15 protein-coding genes are annotated in these 14,880 nt (G+C 62.5%); 6 read left to right on the plus strand and 9 right to left on the minus strand.

Annotated elements, in window-relative coordinates:
- The first annotated feature begins 19 nt into the window (after window positions 1–19).
- Genes ACP15R_RS21195 through ACP15R_RS21215 form a run of 5 tightly spaced genes read left to right on the plus strand, consistent with a single transcriptional unit; the run spans window position 20 to window position 5,265 of the window.
- Window positions 20–1,201: an OsmC family protein gene (locus tag ACP15R_RS21195; protein ID WP_424988067.1), complete on the plus strand. Its 1,182-nt coding sequence runs from the start codon at window positions 20–22 to the stop codon at window positions 1,199–1,201.
- A 1-nt stretch (window position 1,202) separates the two neighbouring features.
- Window positions 1,203–2,378 (plus strand): 4-hydroxybenzoate 3-monooxygenase, encoded by a 1,176-nt coding sequence (pobA, locus tag ACP15R_RS21200; RefSeq protein WP_424988068.1) that lies wholly within the window; start codon window positions 1,203–1,205, stop codon window positions 2,376–2,378.
- A gap of 59 nt (window positions 2,379–2,437) precedes the next feature.
- The gene (locus ACP15R_RS21205; RefSeq protein ID WP_424988069.1) at window positions 2,438–3,421 is read left to right on the plus strand and encodes a TRAP transporter substrate-binding protein; all 984 of its coding nucleotides are present in this window, start codon (window positions 2,438–2,440) and stop codon (window positions 3,419–3,421) included.
- A 3-nt stretch (window positions 3,422–3,424) separates the two neighbouring features.
- Window positions 3,425–3,961, plus strand: coding sequence for a TRAP transporter small permease (locus ACP15R_RS21210; RefSeq protein ID WP_424988070.1), 537 nt, complete (start codon window positions 3,425–3,427; stop codon window positions 3,959–3,961).
- Window positions 3,961–5,265: a TRAP transporter large permease gene (locus tag ACP15R_RS21215; protein WP_424988071.1), complete on the plus strand. Its 1,305-nt coding sequence runs from the start codon at window positions 3,961–3,963 to the stop codon at window positions 5,263–5,265. The genes ACP15R_RS21210 and ACP15R_RS21215 overlap by 1 nt, the downstream gene beginning before the upstream one ends.
- Window positions 5,266–5,324: 59 nt before the next feature.
- Here the strand turns inward: ACP15R_RS21215 and ACP15R_RS21220 are convergent, their stop codons facing one another.
- The 5 genes from ACP15R_RS21220 to ACP15R_RS21240 are packed head-to-tail and all read right to left on the minus strand — an operon-like array spanning window position 5,325 to window position 11,230.
- Complete coding sequence (locus ACP15R_RS21220) at window positions 5,325–6,326, minus strand: LysR family transcriptional regulator (RefSeq protein ID WP_424988072.1); 1,002 nt, start codon at window positions 6,324–6,326, stop codon at window positions 5,325–5,327.
- Window positions 6,323–7,150 (minus strand): ABC transporter permease, encoded by an 828-nt coding sequence (locus ACP15R_RS21225; RefSeq protein WP_424988074.1) that lies wholly within the window; start codon window positions 7,148–7,150, stop codon window positions 6,323–6,325. Before ACP15R_RS21225 ends, ACP15R_RS21220 begins: the two co-directional genes overlap by 4 nt.
- 4 nt (window positions 7,151–7,154) lie before the next feature.
- A complete protein-coding gene (locus ACP15R_RS21230) occupies window positions 7,155–7,970 on the minus strand; it encodes an ABC transporter ATP-binding protein (RefSeq protein ID WP_424988075.1) in 816 nt (271 codons plus the stop codon).
- Between the two features lie 3 nt (window positions 7,971–7,973).
- The gene (locus tag ACP15R_RS21235; RefSeq protein WP_424988076.1) at window positions 7,974–8,969 is read right to left on the minus strand and encodes an ABC transporter substrate-binding protein; all 996 of its coding nucleotides are present in this window, start codon (window positions 8,967–8,969) and stop codon (window positions 7,974–7,976) included.
- 53 nt (window positions 8,970–9,022) lie between these two features.
- Entirely contained in the window at window positions 9,023–11,230 is a 2,208-nt protein-coding gene (locus tag ACP15R_RS21240) for an arylsulfatase (RefSeq protein WP_424988077.1), read from the minus strand.
- Window positions 11,231–11,456: 226 nt separating this feature from the next.
- Here ACP15R_RS21240 and ACP15R_RS21245 point away from each other — a divergent pair, with 226 nt between their 5' ends.
- Window positions 11,457–11,606 carry a hypothetical protein gene (locus ACP15R_RS21245; protein ID WP_424988078.1) on the plus strand — a complete coding sequence of 50 codons (150 nt, stop codon included), beginning with the start codon at window positions 11,457–11,459 and terminating at the stop codon, window positions 11,604–11,606.
- 100 nt (window positions 11,607–11,706) lie between these two features.
- Here ACP15R_RS21245 and ACP15R_RS21250 read toward each other — a convergent pair whose 3' ends face one another.
- From ACP15R_RS21250 to ACP15R_RS21265, 4 genes are all read right to left on the minus strand, one after another.
- Window positions 11,707–12,459, minus strand: a complete 753-nt coding sequence (locus ACP15R_RS21250; protein WP_424988079.1) for an SDR family NAD(P)-dependent oxidoreductase — start codon at window positions 12,457–12,459, stop codon at window positions 11,707–11,709.
- A gap of 190 nt (window positions 12,460–12,649) precedes the next feature.
- On the minus strand, window positions 12,650–13,306 hold the full coding sequence (locus tag ACP15R_RS21255; RefSeq protein WP_424988080.1) for a nitroreductase family protein: 657 nt from the start codon (window positions 13,304–13,306) through the stop codon (window positions 12,650–12,652).
- A 73-nt stretch (window positions 13,307–13,379) separates the two neighbouring features.
- Complete coding sequence (locus ACP15R_RS21260) at window positions 13,380–14,144, minus strand: SDR family NAD(P)-dependent oxidoreductase (RefSeq protein WP_424988081.1); 765 nt, start codon at window positions 14,142–14,144, stop codon at window positions 13,380–13,382.
- Window positions 14,145–14,218: 74 nt separating this feature from the next.
- On the minus strand, window positions 14,219–14,818 hold the full coding sequence (locus ACP15R_RS21265; protein WP_424988082.1) for a short chain dehydrogenase: 600 nt from the start codon (window positions 14,816–14,818) through the stop codon (window positions 14,219–14,221).
- Between the last annotated feature and the right edge of the window lie 62 nt (window positions 14,819–14,880).

Genomic DNA, 14,880 nt, shown 5'->3' on the forward strand with positions numbered 1-14,880 from the left:
GCAGCCTAGGAGAGACCCGATGTCGAAGCTTGGAGAAGACCTGATCCGTGGCAGTGCGTTGCCGGCGTTTTTTCGTGTGTCGAATGCGGATGATGTGTCGATTGATGCGCCGCAGAACCGCAAGGGGGATGCGTTGCGCAGCTGGGTGCGGTCGCTGAGCGGGTTTCAGAAAGAGGCGCTGGTGCGTTCGGCGCGGACCGGTGTGACCTGGCGGCTGGTCTCGGACGAGGGGCCCTATCTGAACGGGCATGACGCGGCACCCTGTCCGCTGGCCTTTCTGTCGAGCGGCATGGTCGCGAGCTTCATGAACGAGATCACCGCGCTGGCGGAAATCCGGGGTGTCGAGATTCGCAAGCTCAGGTTGATCCAGGATAATTACTATACGATGAAGGGCTCGATGCCCAAGCGCACCATGGTGGGTGGCGCCGAGAATATCGATCTGCAGGTCGAGATCGATTGCGACCTGGACGACAAGGCGCTGTACCAGTTCCTGCTGGATGCGACCTATGCCTCGCCGCTGAACGGGTTGATGCGCGGCCAGCTCGAGAGCCTGTTCAAGCTGGGCAAGAACGGCAGCGCGCTGGCGACCGCCAAGGTGGCCGAGCTGGACGCCGCGCTGTTCCCCGATCCGGGCAACCATTTCGCGAAATCGCAAGCCGAACCGGGCGATCTGGCGCTGATGGAACCGGTTGGCCCGACGCCGAAAAAAGACGTGGTTCTGGGCACTTCGGGTTCGGCGGGCAGCCTCGCGGACGAGCAGGACCGGCGGCTCAATATCGGGGCGGTGGCAGAGTTGCGCGCGGACGGGATCAAGGAGATCCAGCAGATGCAATATTCGCCCTACGGCACCTCGTTCCGCTTCCTGTCCTCCGAGGACGGCCGCGCGCCCGACGCCAACACGCTGATTTCGGCGGGGATCGGGTTTTGTTTCATGACCCAGTTCGGGCGGTTCGTGTCGATGCTCAAGCTCGACCTGCCGGATTACCGCATCGTGCAGGACACGCATTTCAGCCTCGGCGGCGCGTCCGGCGGCACCGGCAAGGCCGGCGAGACCGACCCGATCGAAACCCATGTCTACCTGGAAACCTCCGAATCCGACGACACCGCCCGCGAAATGCTCGACATCTCGGAACAAACCTGCTTCCTCCACGCCTTCTGCCGCACAGACCTCAAAACCAAACTCCGCATCAGGAGGGTGTGAGGTGAAAACACAGGTCTGCATCATTGGCGGCGGCCCCGCGGGGCTGATGCTGAGCCATGTTCTTGACGCCAACGGTATCGACAACGTGGTGCTGGAACGCCAGTCCAGGGAATATGTGCTGGGCCGGATCCGCGCCGGGGTGCTCGAGCACAACACCGTGCAGATGCTGCGCGATTACGGTCTGGGCGAGCGGATGGACAAGATCGGCAAGCCCAAGGACGGCACCCGCATCCTGTGGCAGGACCGGCCGGATTTCTTCATCGACGTGAAGAAATGGACCGGCAAGCAGATGATGGCCTATGGGCAGACATATATCACCGAGGATCTCTATGCCGCGCGCGACCGCGACGGCGGGGCGGTGATCTGCGAGGCGGCGCATGTCGCGCTGCATGATATCGACAGCGACGCGCCGCATGTGACCTATGAGAGGGACGGGGCGACGCACCGGATCGATTGCCGCTTCATCGCCGGTTGTGACGGGTTTCACGGACCATCGCGCCGGGCCATTCCCGACAGCCACCGCCGCGAATACATGCGGGATTATCCCTTTGGCTGGATGGGCGTGATGGTCGAAAAGCCGCCGCTGGACGATTTCATCTATGCCTATCACGGCGATGGCATGGCGATGGCGGCACAGCGCAACCCGATGTTGTCACGCTATTACGTGCAGGCCCCGATCACCGACACGCCCCAGGACTGGCCGGATGAGCGGTTCTGGGAGACGCTGCTCAGCCGGTTTCCGGCAGAGGTGGCCGCGAAGATCCAGACCGGTCCGACGATCGAGAAATCCATGGCCCCGCTGCGCAGTTTCGTTTCCGAGCCGATGCGTCACGGCAGCCTGTTCCTGGCCGGGGACGCGGCGCATATCGTGCCGCCGACCGGTGCCAAGGGGCTGAACCTGGCGTTTTCGGACGTACATTACCTGCAACGCGCGCTGGTGGCGTTTTTCAAACAGGGGCAGGGCGACCTGATCGCGGGTTATTCCGATACCGCGCTGCGCCGGGTCTGGTCGGCGGAAAACATCTCGTGGCGGCTGACCAAGCTGTTGCACGTGTTCCCCGGCGAAGACCCGTTCGAACAGAAGATCCGCCAAAACGATTACGACCTGCTGCTGATGTCCGAAGCCGCGCAGCACGCGTTGGCCTATGAATATATCGGTCTGCCATTCGAAACCTGACCACCGCCGCGGCGCATCTTTGCCCGCGCCGCAATTGCAAGCCATTCCAGGAGGAAACCATGTACAGACTGACTGCTATTGCCACGACGGTGGCCATCCTGGCCGCCCCGGTGGCCCAGGCGCGTGACCTGGCGCTGGCCTATTTCATGGGCCCCAAGCACCCGATGAACGCGGCGGTGTTCACGCCGTTTGCGGAAAAGCTGGCCGAACTGTCGCAGGGTGCCCTGACGGTGACTCAGTTTCCCGGTGGCGCGCTGAACTCGGCCCCGCCCAAGCAGTATTCGATCCTGCGGGACGGCGTGGCGGATATCGTCTTTCACCCGCCCGGCTATACCGCGCAGCTCTTTCCGGTCACCACCTCGGTCACGACGCCCGGGATCTGCGACAGCGCGCTGGAATGTACCGAAGCCCTGTGGCGCGCCTATGACGTGGTGGAAAAGGAGTTCGACGCCAAGATCCTGGCGGTCTGGGCCAACGATCCGCACGTGATCTATACCAAGGACAAGCCGGTGCGGGTGCTCGAGGACATGGCCGGGCTGATCGTGCGGGTGTCATCGGCCCAGGATGCGCCCTTTATCGAAGCCCAGGGCGCGTCGGCGGCGTCGCAGCCGGTCTCGGTGGTCAACCAGAACCTGGCGAACGGGGTGATTGACGCGATTGCCATCGATCCGTCGGCCAACCTGTCATTCAAGCTTGACGAACCGGCCAATTACATCACCACCAACGTGCCCGGCTCGGTCACGTCCTTTGCGCTGTTGATGAACAAGGGCATCTATGACTCGCTGTCGGACGAGGAAAAGGCCTGGGTTGACGAGGCCTCGGGCAAGTGGCTGTCGATGCGAGGTGCCGAGACCTATCACGAACTGGCGATCAAGGGGATCGAGACCGCGCGTGCAAACGGGGTCGAGATCATCACCCTGAACGACGAGGAGCGCGCCCGCTGGGAGGCGGCGATCCAGCCGGCGCTGGATCAATGGGAGGCCAGCGTGGTCGGCCAGGGGCTGACCGGTGCCGAGGTCAAAGCCCTGATGAAAGGCGAATGAACCATGGGCGCTCCCATCCGTGAGGGCACCGCCGGGATTGTCGAGCGGTGGTTTCACCATGCGGCCAATGCCTTTGCGGTGATTGGCGGGGTTGCGCTGGTTGTGCTGATGCTGATCACGGTGGTGTCGGTTTTCTGGCGCTATGCGCTGCGCGATCCGATCTTTGGCATCGGCGACATGTCGTCGATGACGCTGGCGGTGGTTGTCGCATCCGGGGTCGCCTATGGCGGCGTGCATGGTGTGCATATCAGCGTCAACATCATCTCGGCCCTTCTCGGGCGCAAGGCATTGCGCTTTGCCGACGTGGCGATCCGCGCGGCCGGTTGCCTGATCTGTGGCTATGCGGCCTATGCGCTGGCGCTCAAGGGGTCCTGCGGGCTGGCCTGTGGCCTGAACACCGAGAACATGCTGATCCCGCACCAGCCGTTCTATTACCTGCTTGCCGCGTCGATGGCGCTGATCTCGGCGCTGCTGCTGTACCAGATGATCGCCGGGCTGGGGCATTGGGGCGGCGACGACCCGTTCGAGGAGACCGATTGATGGACGGTACGACACTTGCCTTTGTCGGCTTTGGCGCGCTCATGCTGTTGCTGCTGTTTCGCATGTCGGTCGGGGCGGCGATGCTGTTGGTGGGGGCCGCGGGGATCTGGATGATCCGCCCGGTGGCGAGCCTGCCGGTGGTGGCGGGCGAGATCTTTGGCGAGGCCACGAATTACTCGCTGACGATCCTGCCGCTGTTCATCCTGATGGGAAATCTCGCCGGCATCTCGGGCATGAGCCGCGATCTCTATGACGCGGCGCATAGCTGGATCGGTCATCTCAAGGGCGGCCTTGCCTCGGCTACCATCGTCGGATGCGCCGGGTTCTCGGCCCTGTCGGGGTCGTCGCTGGCGGCGGCGTTGACCATGGGCAAGGTGAGCCTGCCGCAGATGCAACGCTATGAATACGACAACGGTCTGGCCACGGGGGCGATTGCCGCGGGCGGCACGCTGGGCATCCTGATCCCGCCCTCGGCGGGTTTTGTGATCTATGCCATCCTGACCGAGGAATCCATCGGACGGCTGTTCATGGCCGGGGTGTTGCCGGGGCTGTTGCTGACGGTGCTGTTCATCGCGGCAATCTATGTCGTGGTGGCGCTCAACCCGGGCAAGGCACCGCAATCGGCCCGCGTCGACACGATGGGCGAGCGGGTCGCGGCACTGGGCCGGGCGCTCTGGATCATCGGGATCATCCTGCTGACCATTGGCGGCATCTATTCCGGGGTGTTCTCGGCGGTCGAGGCGGCGGGCATCGGGGCCTTTCTCGCGCTGATCGTCTGTTTCATCCGTCGCGCGATCACCTGGCAGACCCTGCGCGAAGTGACCACAAGCACGTTGAAATCCACCGGCATGGTGTTTTTCATCCTGTTTGGCGCCTTTGTCTTCAAGACGTTCATCGGCTTTACCGGCGTGACCTATGCAATGACCCAATGGGTCGAGGCACAGGGATATTCGGCGTCGCAGGTGGTGATCGCGGTGCTGCTTCTCTTTGTCGTGCTGGGCACTTTCATGGAGGGTTTTGCCATCCTGGTGCTGGCGGTGCCGCTGGTACAGCCGCTGCTGGAATCGCTGGGCGTGGATCTGATCTGGTTCGGCGTGCTGATGGTGATCGTGCTGGAGATGGCGCTGATTTCGCCGCCGGTCGGAGTCAATGTCTTTGTGGTCAAGGGGATCGCGCCGGGGGTGTCGCTGAATACCATCTTTCGCGGCATCTGGCCGTTCTGGCTGGCGATGTTTCTGGCGGTCGTGCTGATCCTGCTGATGCCGCAGATCGCGCTGTTCCTGCCGGGACGGATGTTCGGCTGAGCCGCAGCCGCGCAAGAGACCACCCGGCGCGCGCCGTCACGTGCGCCGGGTCGCGGTATTCATGGCTGCACAAAGTCGAGCATGGCAGAGCGCATGATCCGCAAGAGCCGGTTGTTATGCGCGATCTTCTTCAGCGCCGGACGATAGACCAATCCCACATCATAGGGGTTCAGCACCTCGCCAATCCTGAGCGGTACGATTCCGGAGCCATAGGCGCTGTTTGCGATCATGGTCGTTTCAAACAGCAGTAATTCACCTTTCTTGACGATCTCCAGACAGGATTGCAGCGACGATGTTTCGAGCACGACCTTGGGGAGCGGGGCCTGGTGGCGGTACTGAAACGCCGCCAGATAGTCATAGATTTCCGACGACGGCGCATAGATGACAAAGGGGAAATTCGCCAGATCCCGCGCCGAGACATGCGCGCGTCCGGCCAGCGGATGCGCGTTTGAGGCCAGAACGCCAAGACCGGATTTAACCACCCGCTGTACCTCGAGTTCGCCGGGAATCTCGTGATCGAGAAGCGCCCCGGCAAAGATCTCGGCCTTGCCCATGAGCAGATCCTCCGCAACCCCGCGTGCGCCCACGGATTTCACGTTCAGGCGAATGCGCGGGAACAGCCGGTGAAACTGTGGCAGCACCGCCGGAACCACCGTGTTGGACCAGATCGGACCGGCGAGAATGTTGACCGTGCTGTCCTGGTCTTCGATCACGTTCCGGATGTTCTGGAGCGCGTGCTCATACTCCAGGGCGATGACCTGTGCGTGGTTCAGGAACATCTGGCCCGCGCTGGTCAGGCGGATACCGGTCGCGAAACGCTCGACCAGCGGCGTGCCGACCGTCTGTTCCAGCTTGCGCAGGCTCTTGGAGAGGGCCGGCTGGGTGATGTTCAGGCTGCGCGCGGCCTCGCTGATGCTGCCCTGTTCGGCGACAGTGATGAATTGCCGGATATAGGTCAGGTTGGGCAGGTGGCGCGGCATGGGCGGGGCGGATTGACAGGCCGAAGGGGATGGGGCGTGCCAAAGCGTATCGGGGCCATCGCCGCGGCGCAAGCCGCTCACACGGATTCACCGGGGTCCCAGGTGATGATCGCCTTTTCCACCGCCGACACGATCGCGAACCCGGTGATGGCGATCACCGAGGCGGTCAGGATGGTGGCAAACAGGCGCGGCGCGTCAAAATCGAACATGCTCTGGATCAGGATATAGCCGATGCCCTTGTTGGCCCCGATCCATTCCCCGACAATCGCGCCCAGAACACACATGGTGACCGAGATTTTCAACGCCGAGAACACATAGGGCAGGGCACCGTAGATGCGGACATAGCGAAAGACCTCGGTTTTCGAGGCCGACAGCACATGCATCAGTTCCAGCAGGTTGGGGCTGACCGCGCGAAACCCGCGCACCGCGTTGACAAGCGTCGGAAAGAAACAGATCAGCGCCGCGACCGCGATCTTGGGTTCGATGCCGTTGCCGAGGATGAGCTTGAGAACCGGGGCGATGGCCACGATCGGGATGGTCTTGATCAGGATGGCGACCGGGTAATACATCTCTTCGATCACCTTGTTGTAGACAAAGGCGATGGCGACGAGAATCGCGATGGTGTTGCCGATGATGAACCCGAAAAACGCCTCGGTGATCGTCGGAACCGCATTGTCCAGCAACAGCGCCCAATCCTTGCCCATGGCCTTGAACACCGCGACCGGCGTGGGGACGAGGTATTCCGGCACCGCAAACACCACGCAGATCGCCTGCCAGAGCACGAGGATGGAGGACAGCCCGATCCCGCCCATGATCGCGACCCGCACCGGCCCCTGGGAGGGCAGGCGCGATGCAAGGCCGCGCCCGGTGCCGGCGTTGGTGGTGTCTGTGGTCGTGTCAGCCATGCGTTTACCCCGCGTCCAGCAAGCCCCGAAGGCGCGCCACCTGCGCACCCAGGCGGGCGTCGTCCTTGAGTTCCAATGTCCGTTCATCCGGCAGGTCGACATCCAGGATACCGCCGACACGGCTGGGCCGGCGGCTCAGGACAACAACCCGTTGCGACAGGAAAACCGCCTCTTGCAACGAATGCGTCACAAAGATGATCGTCATGCCGCTCTGTTTCCAGATGCGCAACAGCTCGACATTCAGCGTGTCGCGCACCAGTTCGTCCAGCGCCCCGAAAGGTTCGTCCATCAACAGGATGCGCGGCCGGGTAACCAGCGCGCGGGCAATCGCCACCCGCTGGCGCATCCCGCCGGACAGGTTCGAGGGCCGCGCGTCGGCAAACCCGTCCAGTTCCACGAGGCGCAGCGCCTCCATCGGGTCCATGGCCTCTGACGGTTTGGTGGCCCGCTTGCCGCCGATCTTGAAAGGCATGCAGACATTTTCCATCACCGTCGCCCAGGGCATCAGCACCGATTGCTGAAAGACCATGGAAAAGATGCGTTCCTGGCGGGCGACATCCGGGGTCTTGCCGAGGATCTCCGCGCGCCCCCGAGTCGGTTGCAGGATATCCGCTATCACCCGCAAGAGCGTGGATTTGCCGCAACCGGAATGGCCGATCAGCGACACGAACTCGCCCTGCGCGATGTCAAGATCGACATTGCCGACGGCTTCGACCGCCCTGGACCCCGAGCCAAAGGTCACGTTGACGCCCGAAAGCGAAATCGCGGGGGCCGACTGTTCCGCGGCCCCGGCCTCGTGCGATGGTTGCCCGCCGGTCATGGTTCAGTCTTTCATCCTGCGCTCGACCGCGTCGAGGATTGCGCCGGTATGGACATCGGCGGCGGTTATGTCCGCGGAAATCTCGCCCAGCTTGGCATAGCGGTCCAGCGTATCCTGCCAGCGCGCGGCGGAAACGTGGCCAAACCCGTTCGTGGCGGTTTCATCGGTATAGATATAGTCGTCGATGATGATCCCAAGCGCCGGTGCCTCGCGGTCTGCCTGCAGGGCCGGGGCGTAGTCCAGCAGGATAGCAAGCGCCTCGTCCCGGTTGTCCGCCACCCAGGCCCAGCCCCGGTCCACCGCCCCCAGGAACGCTTCGAGCGTCTTGGCGTCGTCGGCAAGCGTATCCGTCGTGGCAACGTAATAGTTGGACTGGAATTGCAGGCCGTTATCCCAGATGGTCTGGGTGTTATGACCGCCCTCATGGGACAGGATCGGTCCGATCTGGGCGACGTTGGTTGGCCATGCGGCGACGATGTCGACCTGGTCCTGCATCAGCGCCGGGACGTTGGCCTGAACATGGGTGATGTCCTCAGGCGTCAGGTCCGCATTGTCGAGCAGCACCGCGATCTGCGGCGCGGCGCTCTGTCCGGCCCCGACGCGCATGCCCTTCCATGCGGCCACCGAGGTGATGTTCTTGCCCGCCAGTGAATAAAAGGTCAGCGGCGCCTTCTGGAACGCGGCCCCGAACGAGGCCAGCGGCAACCCCTTGTCGACGGCATACATGATTTGCGGCGCGTAACCGATGGCGACATCGGCGGTGCCGCTCATCAGTTCCTGGATCGTGTTGGCGCTTGGCCCGCCGGGCAGGATGGTCACGTTCAGACCCGCCTCGGCGAAATACCCATTCTGAAGCGCGATGATCTCGCCCGCCGAGGCCGCATTGGGCAGCCAGCCCAGTTGCAGCGTGAAATCCCGGGTGTCGGCACTGGCGGGCAGGGCAAGACAGCCGATCCCGATTGCAAGCGTTGCCGAGAGAAATGCACGTTTCGTGATCATGGGTTGGCCCTTTGTTATTCGTTTCGATTCGGGTGTGGCGGGTACCGAGCGGGTCATTCCGTCATCTCTGCGACACGCGCGGTATCCGTCGCGGGCGTGTCTTCGAGAAAGCGCATGACAACCCGGTCGAGCACGGTGTCGGAAAACGCAAAGCCGGGCGGATATGAGGTCGATACCGGCAGGCCCGCGTCGCGCCCCACATCCAGCCCCCAAAAGGACAGATGCAACGCCACCTTGGGAATGACAAGCCGGGCAAGCTCGCGGTCATTGGCAACCAGGGTCGCGACGGCACCGGCATCCGGGTTCACCATCACCCGGATACCACAGGTCGTCGCGCCTTGGTCCAACGCTGCCGAAGCCCCCACGCGATGCCCCATGCGGACATGTTCAAAGCACAATGCGCCCTGCCGGATGAACAGGGTATAGCCGCCAAGCCCGTCGCCCGCCGAGATAAGAACCCCCTCGGCAGCCCCCACCGCCCCCCGGAAATGGGCGGTGATCTCCATCGACCGTTCGGACGAGGTGATCATGCTGGTTTGTGGCACATGGGTCGGGCCGGGATAAAGCGTGACCTCGTGCGCGGACATGATGCCGTTTGGCTGGCGGAACTTGATGATGTCCACCAAGGTGCGGTCATCCAGCGGCAGAACGTCATTTGCCTCGGCCTCCTGCCACCAGAGATCCTGCAACTCCTTGAGCTTGCCGGGATGCCGCGCGGCCAGGTCATGCGTTTCCGAGAAATCGCTGGCCAGATCATGCAGCCGCCAGTCGTCCCCGGCATAATCGTCGCCCTTTTCGTGTTGCGACACCGCTTTCCACCCGTCGGCATAGATCGCCCTGCGCCCGAACATCTCCCAATACTGGGTCCGCCGGGGGGCGGGGGCGGCGGCCTGTTCAAAGCTGGCGGCAAAGCTCTGCCCGTCAAAGGCGCTTGCGCGTGGCGCACCGGCCAGCTGCAAGAACGTCGGCGCAATGTCGACGGCATGCAGGAACTGGTCGCGGGTCTTGTCGCGATCGTGCAGCGCCAATGGCCAATGCACCACCAGCGGCGAACGCACCCCGCCCAGTTCGACATATTGCTTGTAGCGGCGAAACGGGGTGTTGCCCGCCATCGCCCAGCCCTCGGGATAAAAGGCCGGCCCCTTTGACCCGCCGATGTCATCGATACGGGGCAGCATTTCCGCCACCGTTTCTGGCTGGCCGGAATAGTTCGAGTTGGTATCCACCGCGCCGTTGGGCCCGCCCTCGCGGCTGGCACCGTTGTCGGACAGAATCATGATGATCGTGTTGTCAAAGAGATCGAGCCGTTTCAACTCGGCGACCAGCCGCCCGATCTGGTCGTCGGTATGTTCCAGGAAGCCGGCGAAACAGGCTTGCAGCCGGGTGAACAGGCGGCGGGTATCCCCATCGAGGCTGTCCCATTCGGGCACTTCCGGATTGCGCGGAGTCAGCGCGGTTCCCTCGGGCACCAACCCCATGTCGATCTGTCGCTTCAGGCGGTCCTTGCGGGTCTGGTCCCATCCCTTTTCAAACGTCGTCACATAGGGATCGATATAGGATTTGGGCACCTGGAACGGCGCATGGGTCGCCCCGAAACAGAGGTTCAGATATAGCGGATCCCGCTGTCGAAAGCTCACATGCTCGCGCAGGTAGTGCATGGCCCGATCCGTCAGGTCCTCGCTCAGATGATAGCCCTCGCCCAGTTCCGGCTCGGCGGCGTGGTTGTCCTCGTAGAGCTCGGGAGAAAACTGATCGGTACAACCGCCCAGAAACCCGTAGAACCGGTCGAATCCGCATTGCGTCGGCCAGGTGTCGAAAGGGCCTGCGGGGGTGATGTCCTGTGCCGGTGTCAGGTGCCATTTGCCCACCATGTAGGTGGCATAGCCCTGCGACCGCAGCAGCGACGGCAGCATCGGAACATCCGGCCGCACCCGGCCCCGGCTGTTGGGGAACCCGGTATCGGTATCCGACAGGCAGCGCATGCCCACGTTGTGATGATTGCGCCCGGTCAGCATGCTGGCGCGGCTGGGAGAGCACAGCGGCGTGACGTGGAAGTTGTTGTAAACCAGACCGCCGGTCGCCAGCGCATCGATATGCGGCGTGCGGATTTCCGAGCCATAGCAGCCGAAATCCGACCAGCCGGTGTCATCGAACATAATGGTGATGATGTTCGGGGGCAGCTCATCGCGATTGCGCGGTTCTGGCCACCAAGGCGTGCTTTCGGCGGCGGTGCGTCCGATTTTCCCGGCAAATTCTGTCATGTCCAGCCTTTGGTTACATTTGTCCCATAGGGTGGGCCAGATTCACGATTCCTTCATATTCCGAATAAGGACGATTGCATTCCTGTTGGTTATAGGTACTGGTTCCGCCAACCGATACCCCAACCATGCACCTTACCCGGCGCGGCCAATCCGGCAGGGAGTCGGCCAAAATCCGGGGATCCACAGCGATCAGTTTCGGGTTTGGGCGGGCCGGAAACTCGACCCGGTGCAATTGCACGTCCTGGGCAATGGCGACACGGAAACCGGTGGGTTCGATATCGGCTTCGTGCCGGTCACGCTCGCGGGCAGTATCTCGGGGCTCCGGGCCGCTTTTGGCAGCGCGCCGGGCGGTACAGATCGGCGCGGACTCTCGTGATGCGATCGTCAGGCGGCTGTACCCGCGGATCTCATACCGAATGTGGTGCTGTTCTTGATCGCGGTCAGGTGCCGGGGCCGGTGGCCCCGGCGCAGGGCGGTCAGATCGCGGCCATGCCTCCGTCGACCACCATTTCCGAGCCGATGACAAACCGGGATTCGTCCGAGGCAAGGTACAGCACCAGAGCCGACACTTCCTCGGGCGTTCCGGCGCGGCGCAGCGGGGCCGATCCCAGGATGAAATCGAGCTTTTCCTGGGTGTCGATCATCTCTTCGGTCATCGGGGTCTCGATCAGTCCCGGATGGATCGAGTTCACGCGTATCTGGTCTTCGGCAACTTCGGCGGCCACCGATTTGGTCAACAAACGGACCGCACCCTTCGAGGCGCAATAGATCCCGAACCCCGCACGCCCGATCAGCGCGAAGGTGCTCGACACGTTGATAATCGAGCCGCCGCCGTTCTGCTTCATGAGGGGGACGGCCCCCCGAACCCCAATGAAGGTTCCACGTGCGTTGACATTGAACACGGAGTCCCATTGCTCCAGCGTGCAGTCCTCGGTGTTGCCCACGGTAACGACACCGGCGTTGTTGACCAGGATGTCGAGCTTGCCAAAGGTTCCGGTGACCGTTTCGAACACCGCGTTCCAATTGGCTTCATCCGCAACGTCATGGCGCTGCATTTCGGCGGTTCCACCGGCTTCGCGGATCTGGGCGACCGTCTCCTCCAGACCGGCTTCATTCTGATCGGTTGCCAGAATCTTTGCCCCCTCGCGCGCCAGCACGATCGCATGCGACCGCCCCATGCCGCTCCCCGCACCGGTGACAATTGCGACCTTTCCTTCGACACGACCCATTGGTTCCTCCCTCGGTTCGATATGGATAAACTATTGCCACCCCTAAGTTTTTCGATGCTGTCCTTGTTCAGGGATGGTTAATGTACTATTTGGTATAAAATATGGGGAGTCGAATTCTTAAAACTGATTTGGACTATCATCGGAACGGATAGCGCGCGGCCCCCGATATGCCGGGAGACCGCGCAGGCCATCAAATGACGCGAAGCACGCGGTCCAGCGGCAGGCGCGATTTGGGCAGCATCGAGTTGCGATCTTCCGGGTGGTGATAACCAACCACCAGCGCCACCTCGCAGACATAGCCGTCGAGCTCTTGGGCAAACACCTCGCTGATCAATTCGGGGTCGATCCCCTCCATCGGAGTGCCGTCAACGCCCAGCCGTGCCAGCGTGTGCAGGGCGTTGCCAAGCGCGATATAGACCTGCGCCATGGTCCAGACGCCGTTCTTGCCATTGGCATCCGTCTTGGTTTCGGCAAAGGAATACTTGGACAATGCCGCGTCTCGTTCTGCCGGGGTGCCGCGCCCATTGGCGAGGTCCTGATCCACGACATGCGCAAAGTCGTCGCGCGAATAGGCCGGGTTATGGGCCATCAGAATGACCTGATGGGCGTCGGCGACATGTTTGCGGTTATGCGGGTTCTTGCGGGCAAAGGTGCTTTCCAGGCGCCGTTTGGCGGGCTCGGAGTCGACAACAATGAATTTCCACGGTTGCGAGTTGATCGAGGAGGCGGTCAGCCGCAGCGCCTCGTACAGCACGTCCAGCTTGTCCTGCGTCACGCGGCGGGTGGGGTCATAGCGTTTCGAAGTCTTGCGGGTCGCCAGATCGGCGATGACGGGGTGTAGTGTCATGGGATTGTTCCAAATTTCAGTGAATGATGTGCGGCCGCGACGGGGTGGCCGCACAGGTTCCGGTATCGGGTTGTCAGAAAAAGTTGGGCTGCCCGTTCGAGGCATGGGTGCCTCCGTCGACCGGCAGGTTCACACCGTTGACGAAACTGGCACCCTCGCTCAGCAGGAATGCGATCACCGAGGCGATTTCATCGGCCTCTGCAGCCCGCCCCATCGGAATGCGGTTTCTGAACTGGGCCATCGATTCTTCGTTTTCCCACACAAAGGCCGCTATGTCGGTCTTGGTCAGGCTGGGGGCGACCGCGTTGACGCGCACGCCTTGACCGCCCAGTTCCAACGCCAGAGCGCGGGTCAAATTGCTGACCGCGCCTTTTGCCGCGTTGTAGGGGCTGAACCCCCAATCGCCGCCAAGGCCGGACACGGATGAGACATTCACCACCGATCCCTTGACCTGTTTCAGATGCGGCGCGGCGAGCGAGATCGTGTGAAACACGCCGTTGGTATTGATCGCCATCACCTTTTGCCAGGTGTCTTCGGTGATGGTGTCGATCGGCCCGCCAACGGCCACGCCGGCACTGTTGACCAGCCCGTCGAGCCGTCCGAACCGTGCAATATGCGTGTCGATCAACCGCTGTACATCTGTGCGCACGCTGACATCACCCTGCACCGCCAGGGTGCGCTCGGGCTGGTCCAGTTCGCCCAGACAATCATTCAGCTTCGATAGCGTGCGGCCAAAGATGGTGACGGTCCAACCGTCGCGGACCAGACGCCGGGCCGTTGCCGCGCCCATGCCCGATCCGCCGCCGGTGATGATGGCGGCTTTGCGTTCTTGTGTCATGTTGTCCTCGTTGGAATGTCGGAGTAGTCGGGAGCCTTGCGCCCGCCAGCCCCGAACGGGTGGCGGGCAGAGGCTCAGATGTAATCGGGAACGTCGAACACCTTGCCGCTTTCGGTGCTTTCAACCGCGTGGCGATAGGCTTTGGCGGTGTCGGCGGCAGAGATGCCGGCGCTGCTGTCCATGCCCATCATCTCCATGGTTTCCTTGACGAAATGGGGGCTGACGCTGTTCACGCGCAGGGCTGCTCCGGTTTCCAGCGCCGCCGCCTTGGCAAAGCTGTCAAGCGCCCCGTTGACCAGGCTGACCAGAGCCCCGCCGGGCATCGGATTCTGCGCCAGATCACCGGATGTCAGGGTCAGGCTGCCGCCCTCGTTGATGTAATCCTTGGCCACGCGGAACAGGTTAAGGTGGTTTGTCACCTTGCCGTCCAGTGCCTCGGTGACCTGCGCTTCGGTCAGCTCGGCCACCGGGCCGAACACGATGCTGCCAGCGGTGGAAATCACCGCGTCAACCTTGCCGGTCTTGCCGAACAGCGCGGCGATCGAACCCGCGTCGGTCAGATCAACCTGATAGTCGCCACGCGTGTTGCCGACGGTGATGATGTCGTGTTCGCTCAGCTCCGCAGCAATGGCTTTGCCGATGGTTCCGGTGGCACCGATAAGAAGGATTTTCATGGGGTCATTCCTTGTTCTTGCGTTGTGAAGACCCCGATTTAGGACTGTTCTGTCTGTTGAAA

It is taken from the genome of Microbulbifer sp. S227A (assembly GCF_049800935.1).

Coding starts and splice junctions, on each gene's coding strand:
- ACP15R_RS21195 (WP_424988067.1), top strand. CDS start 20: ATGTCGAAGCTTGGAGAAGACCTGATCCGTGGCAGTGCGTTGCCGGCG.
- ACP15R_RS21205 (WP_424988069.1), top strand. CDS start 2,438: ATGTACAGACTGACTGCTATTGCCACGACGGTGGCCATCCTGGCCGCC.
- ACP15R_RS21210 (WP_424988070.1), top strand. CDS start 3,425: ATGGGCGCTCCCATCCGTGAGGGCACCGCCGGGATTGTCGAGCGGTGG.
- ACP15R_RS21215 (WP_424988071.1), top strand. CDS start 3,961: ATGGACGGTACGACACTTGCCTTTGTCGGCTTTGGCGCGCTCATGCTG.
- ACP15R_RS21225 (WP_424988074.1), bottom strand. CDS start 7,150: ATGGCTGACACGACCACAGACACCACCAACGCCGGCACCGGGCGCGGC.
- ACP15R_RS21230 (WP_424988075.1), bottom strand. CDS start 7,970: ATGACCGGCGGGCAACCATCGCACGAGGCCGGGGCCGCGGAACAGTCG.
- ACP15R_RS21235 (WP_424988076.1), bottom strand. CDS start 8,969: ATGATCACGAAACGTGCATTTCTCTCGGCAACGCTTGCAATCGGGATC.
- ACP15R_RS21240 (WP_424988077.1), bottom strand. CDS start 11,230: ATGACAGAATTTGCCGGGAAAATCGGACGCACCGCCGCCGAAAGCACG.
- ACP15R_RS21250 (WP_424988079.1), bottom strand. CDS start 12,459: ATGGGTCGTGTCGAAGGAAAGGTCGCAATTGTCACCGGTGCGGGGAGC.
- ACP15R_RS21255 (WP_424988080.1), bottom strand. CDS start 13,306: ATGACACTACACCCCGTCATCGCCGATCTGGCGACCCGCAAGACTTCG.
- ACP15R_RS21260 (WP_424988081.1), bottom strand. CDS start 14,144: ATGACACAAGAACGCAAAGCCGCCATCATCACCGGCGGCGGATCGGGC.
- ACP15R_RS21265 (WP_424988082.1), bottom strand. CDS start 14,818: ATGAAAATCCTTCTTATCGGTGCCACCGGAACCATCGGCAAAGCCATT.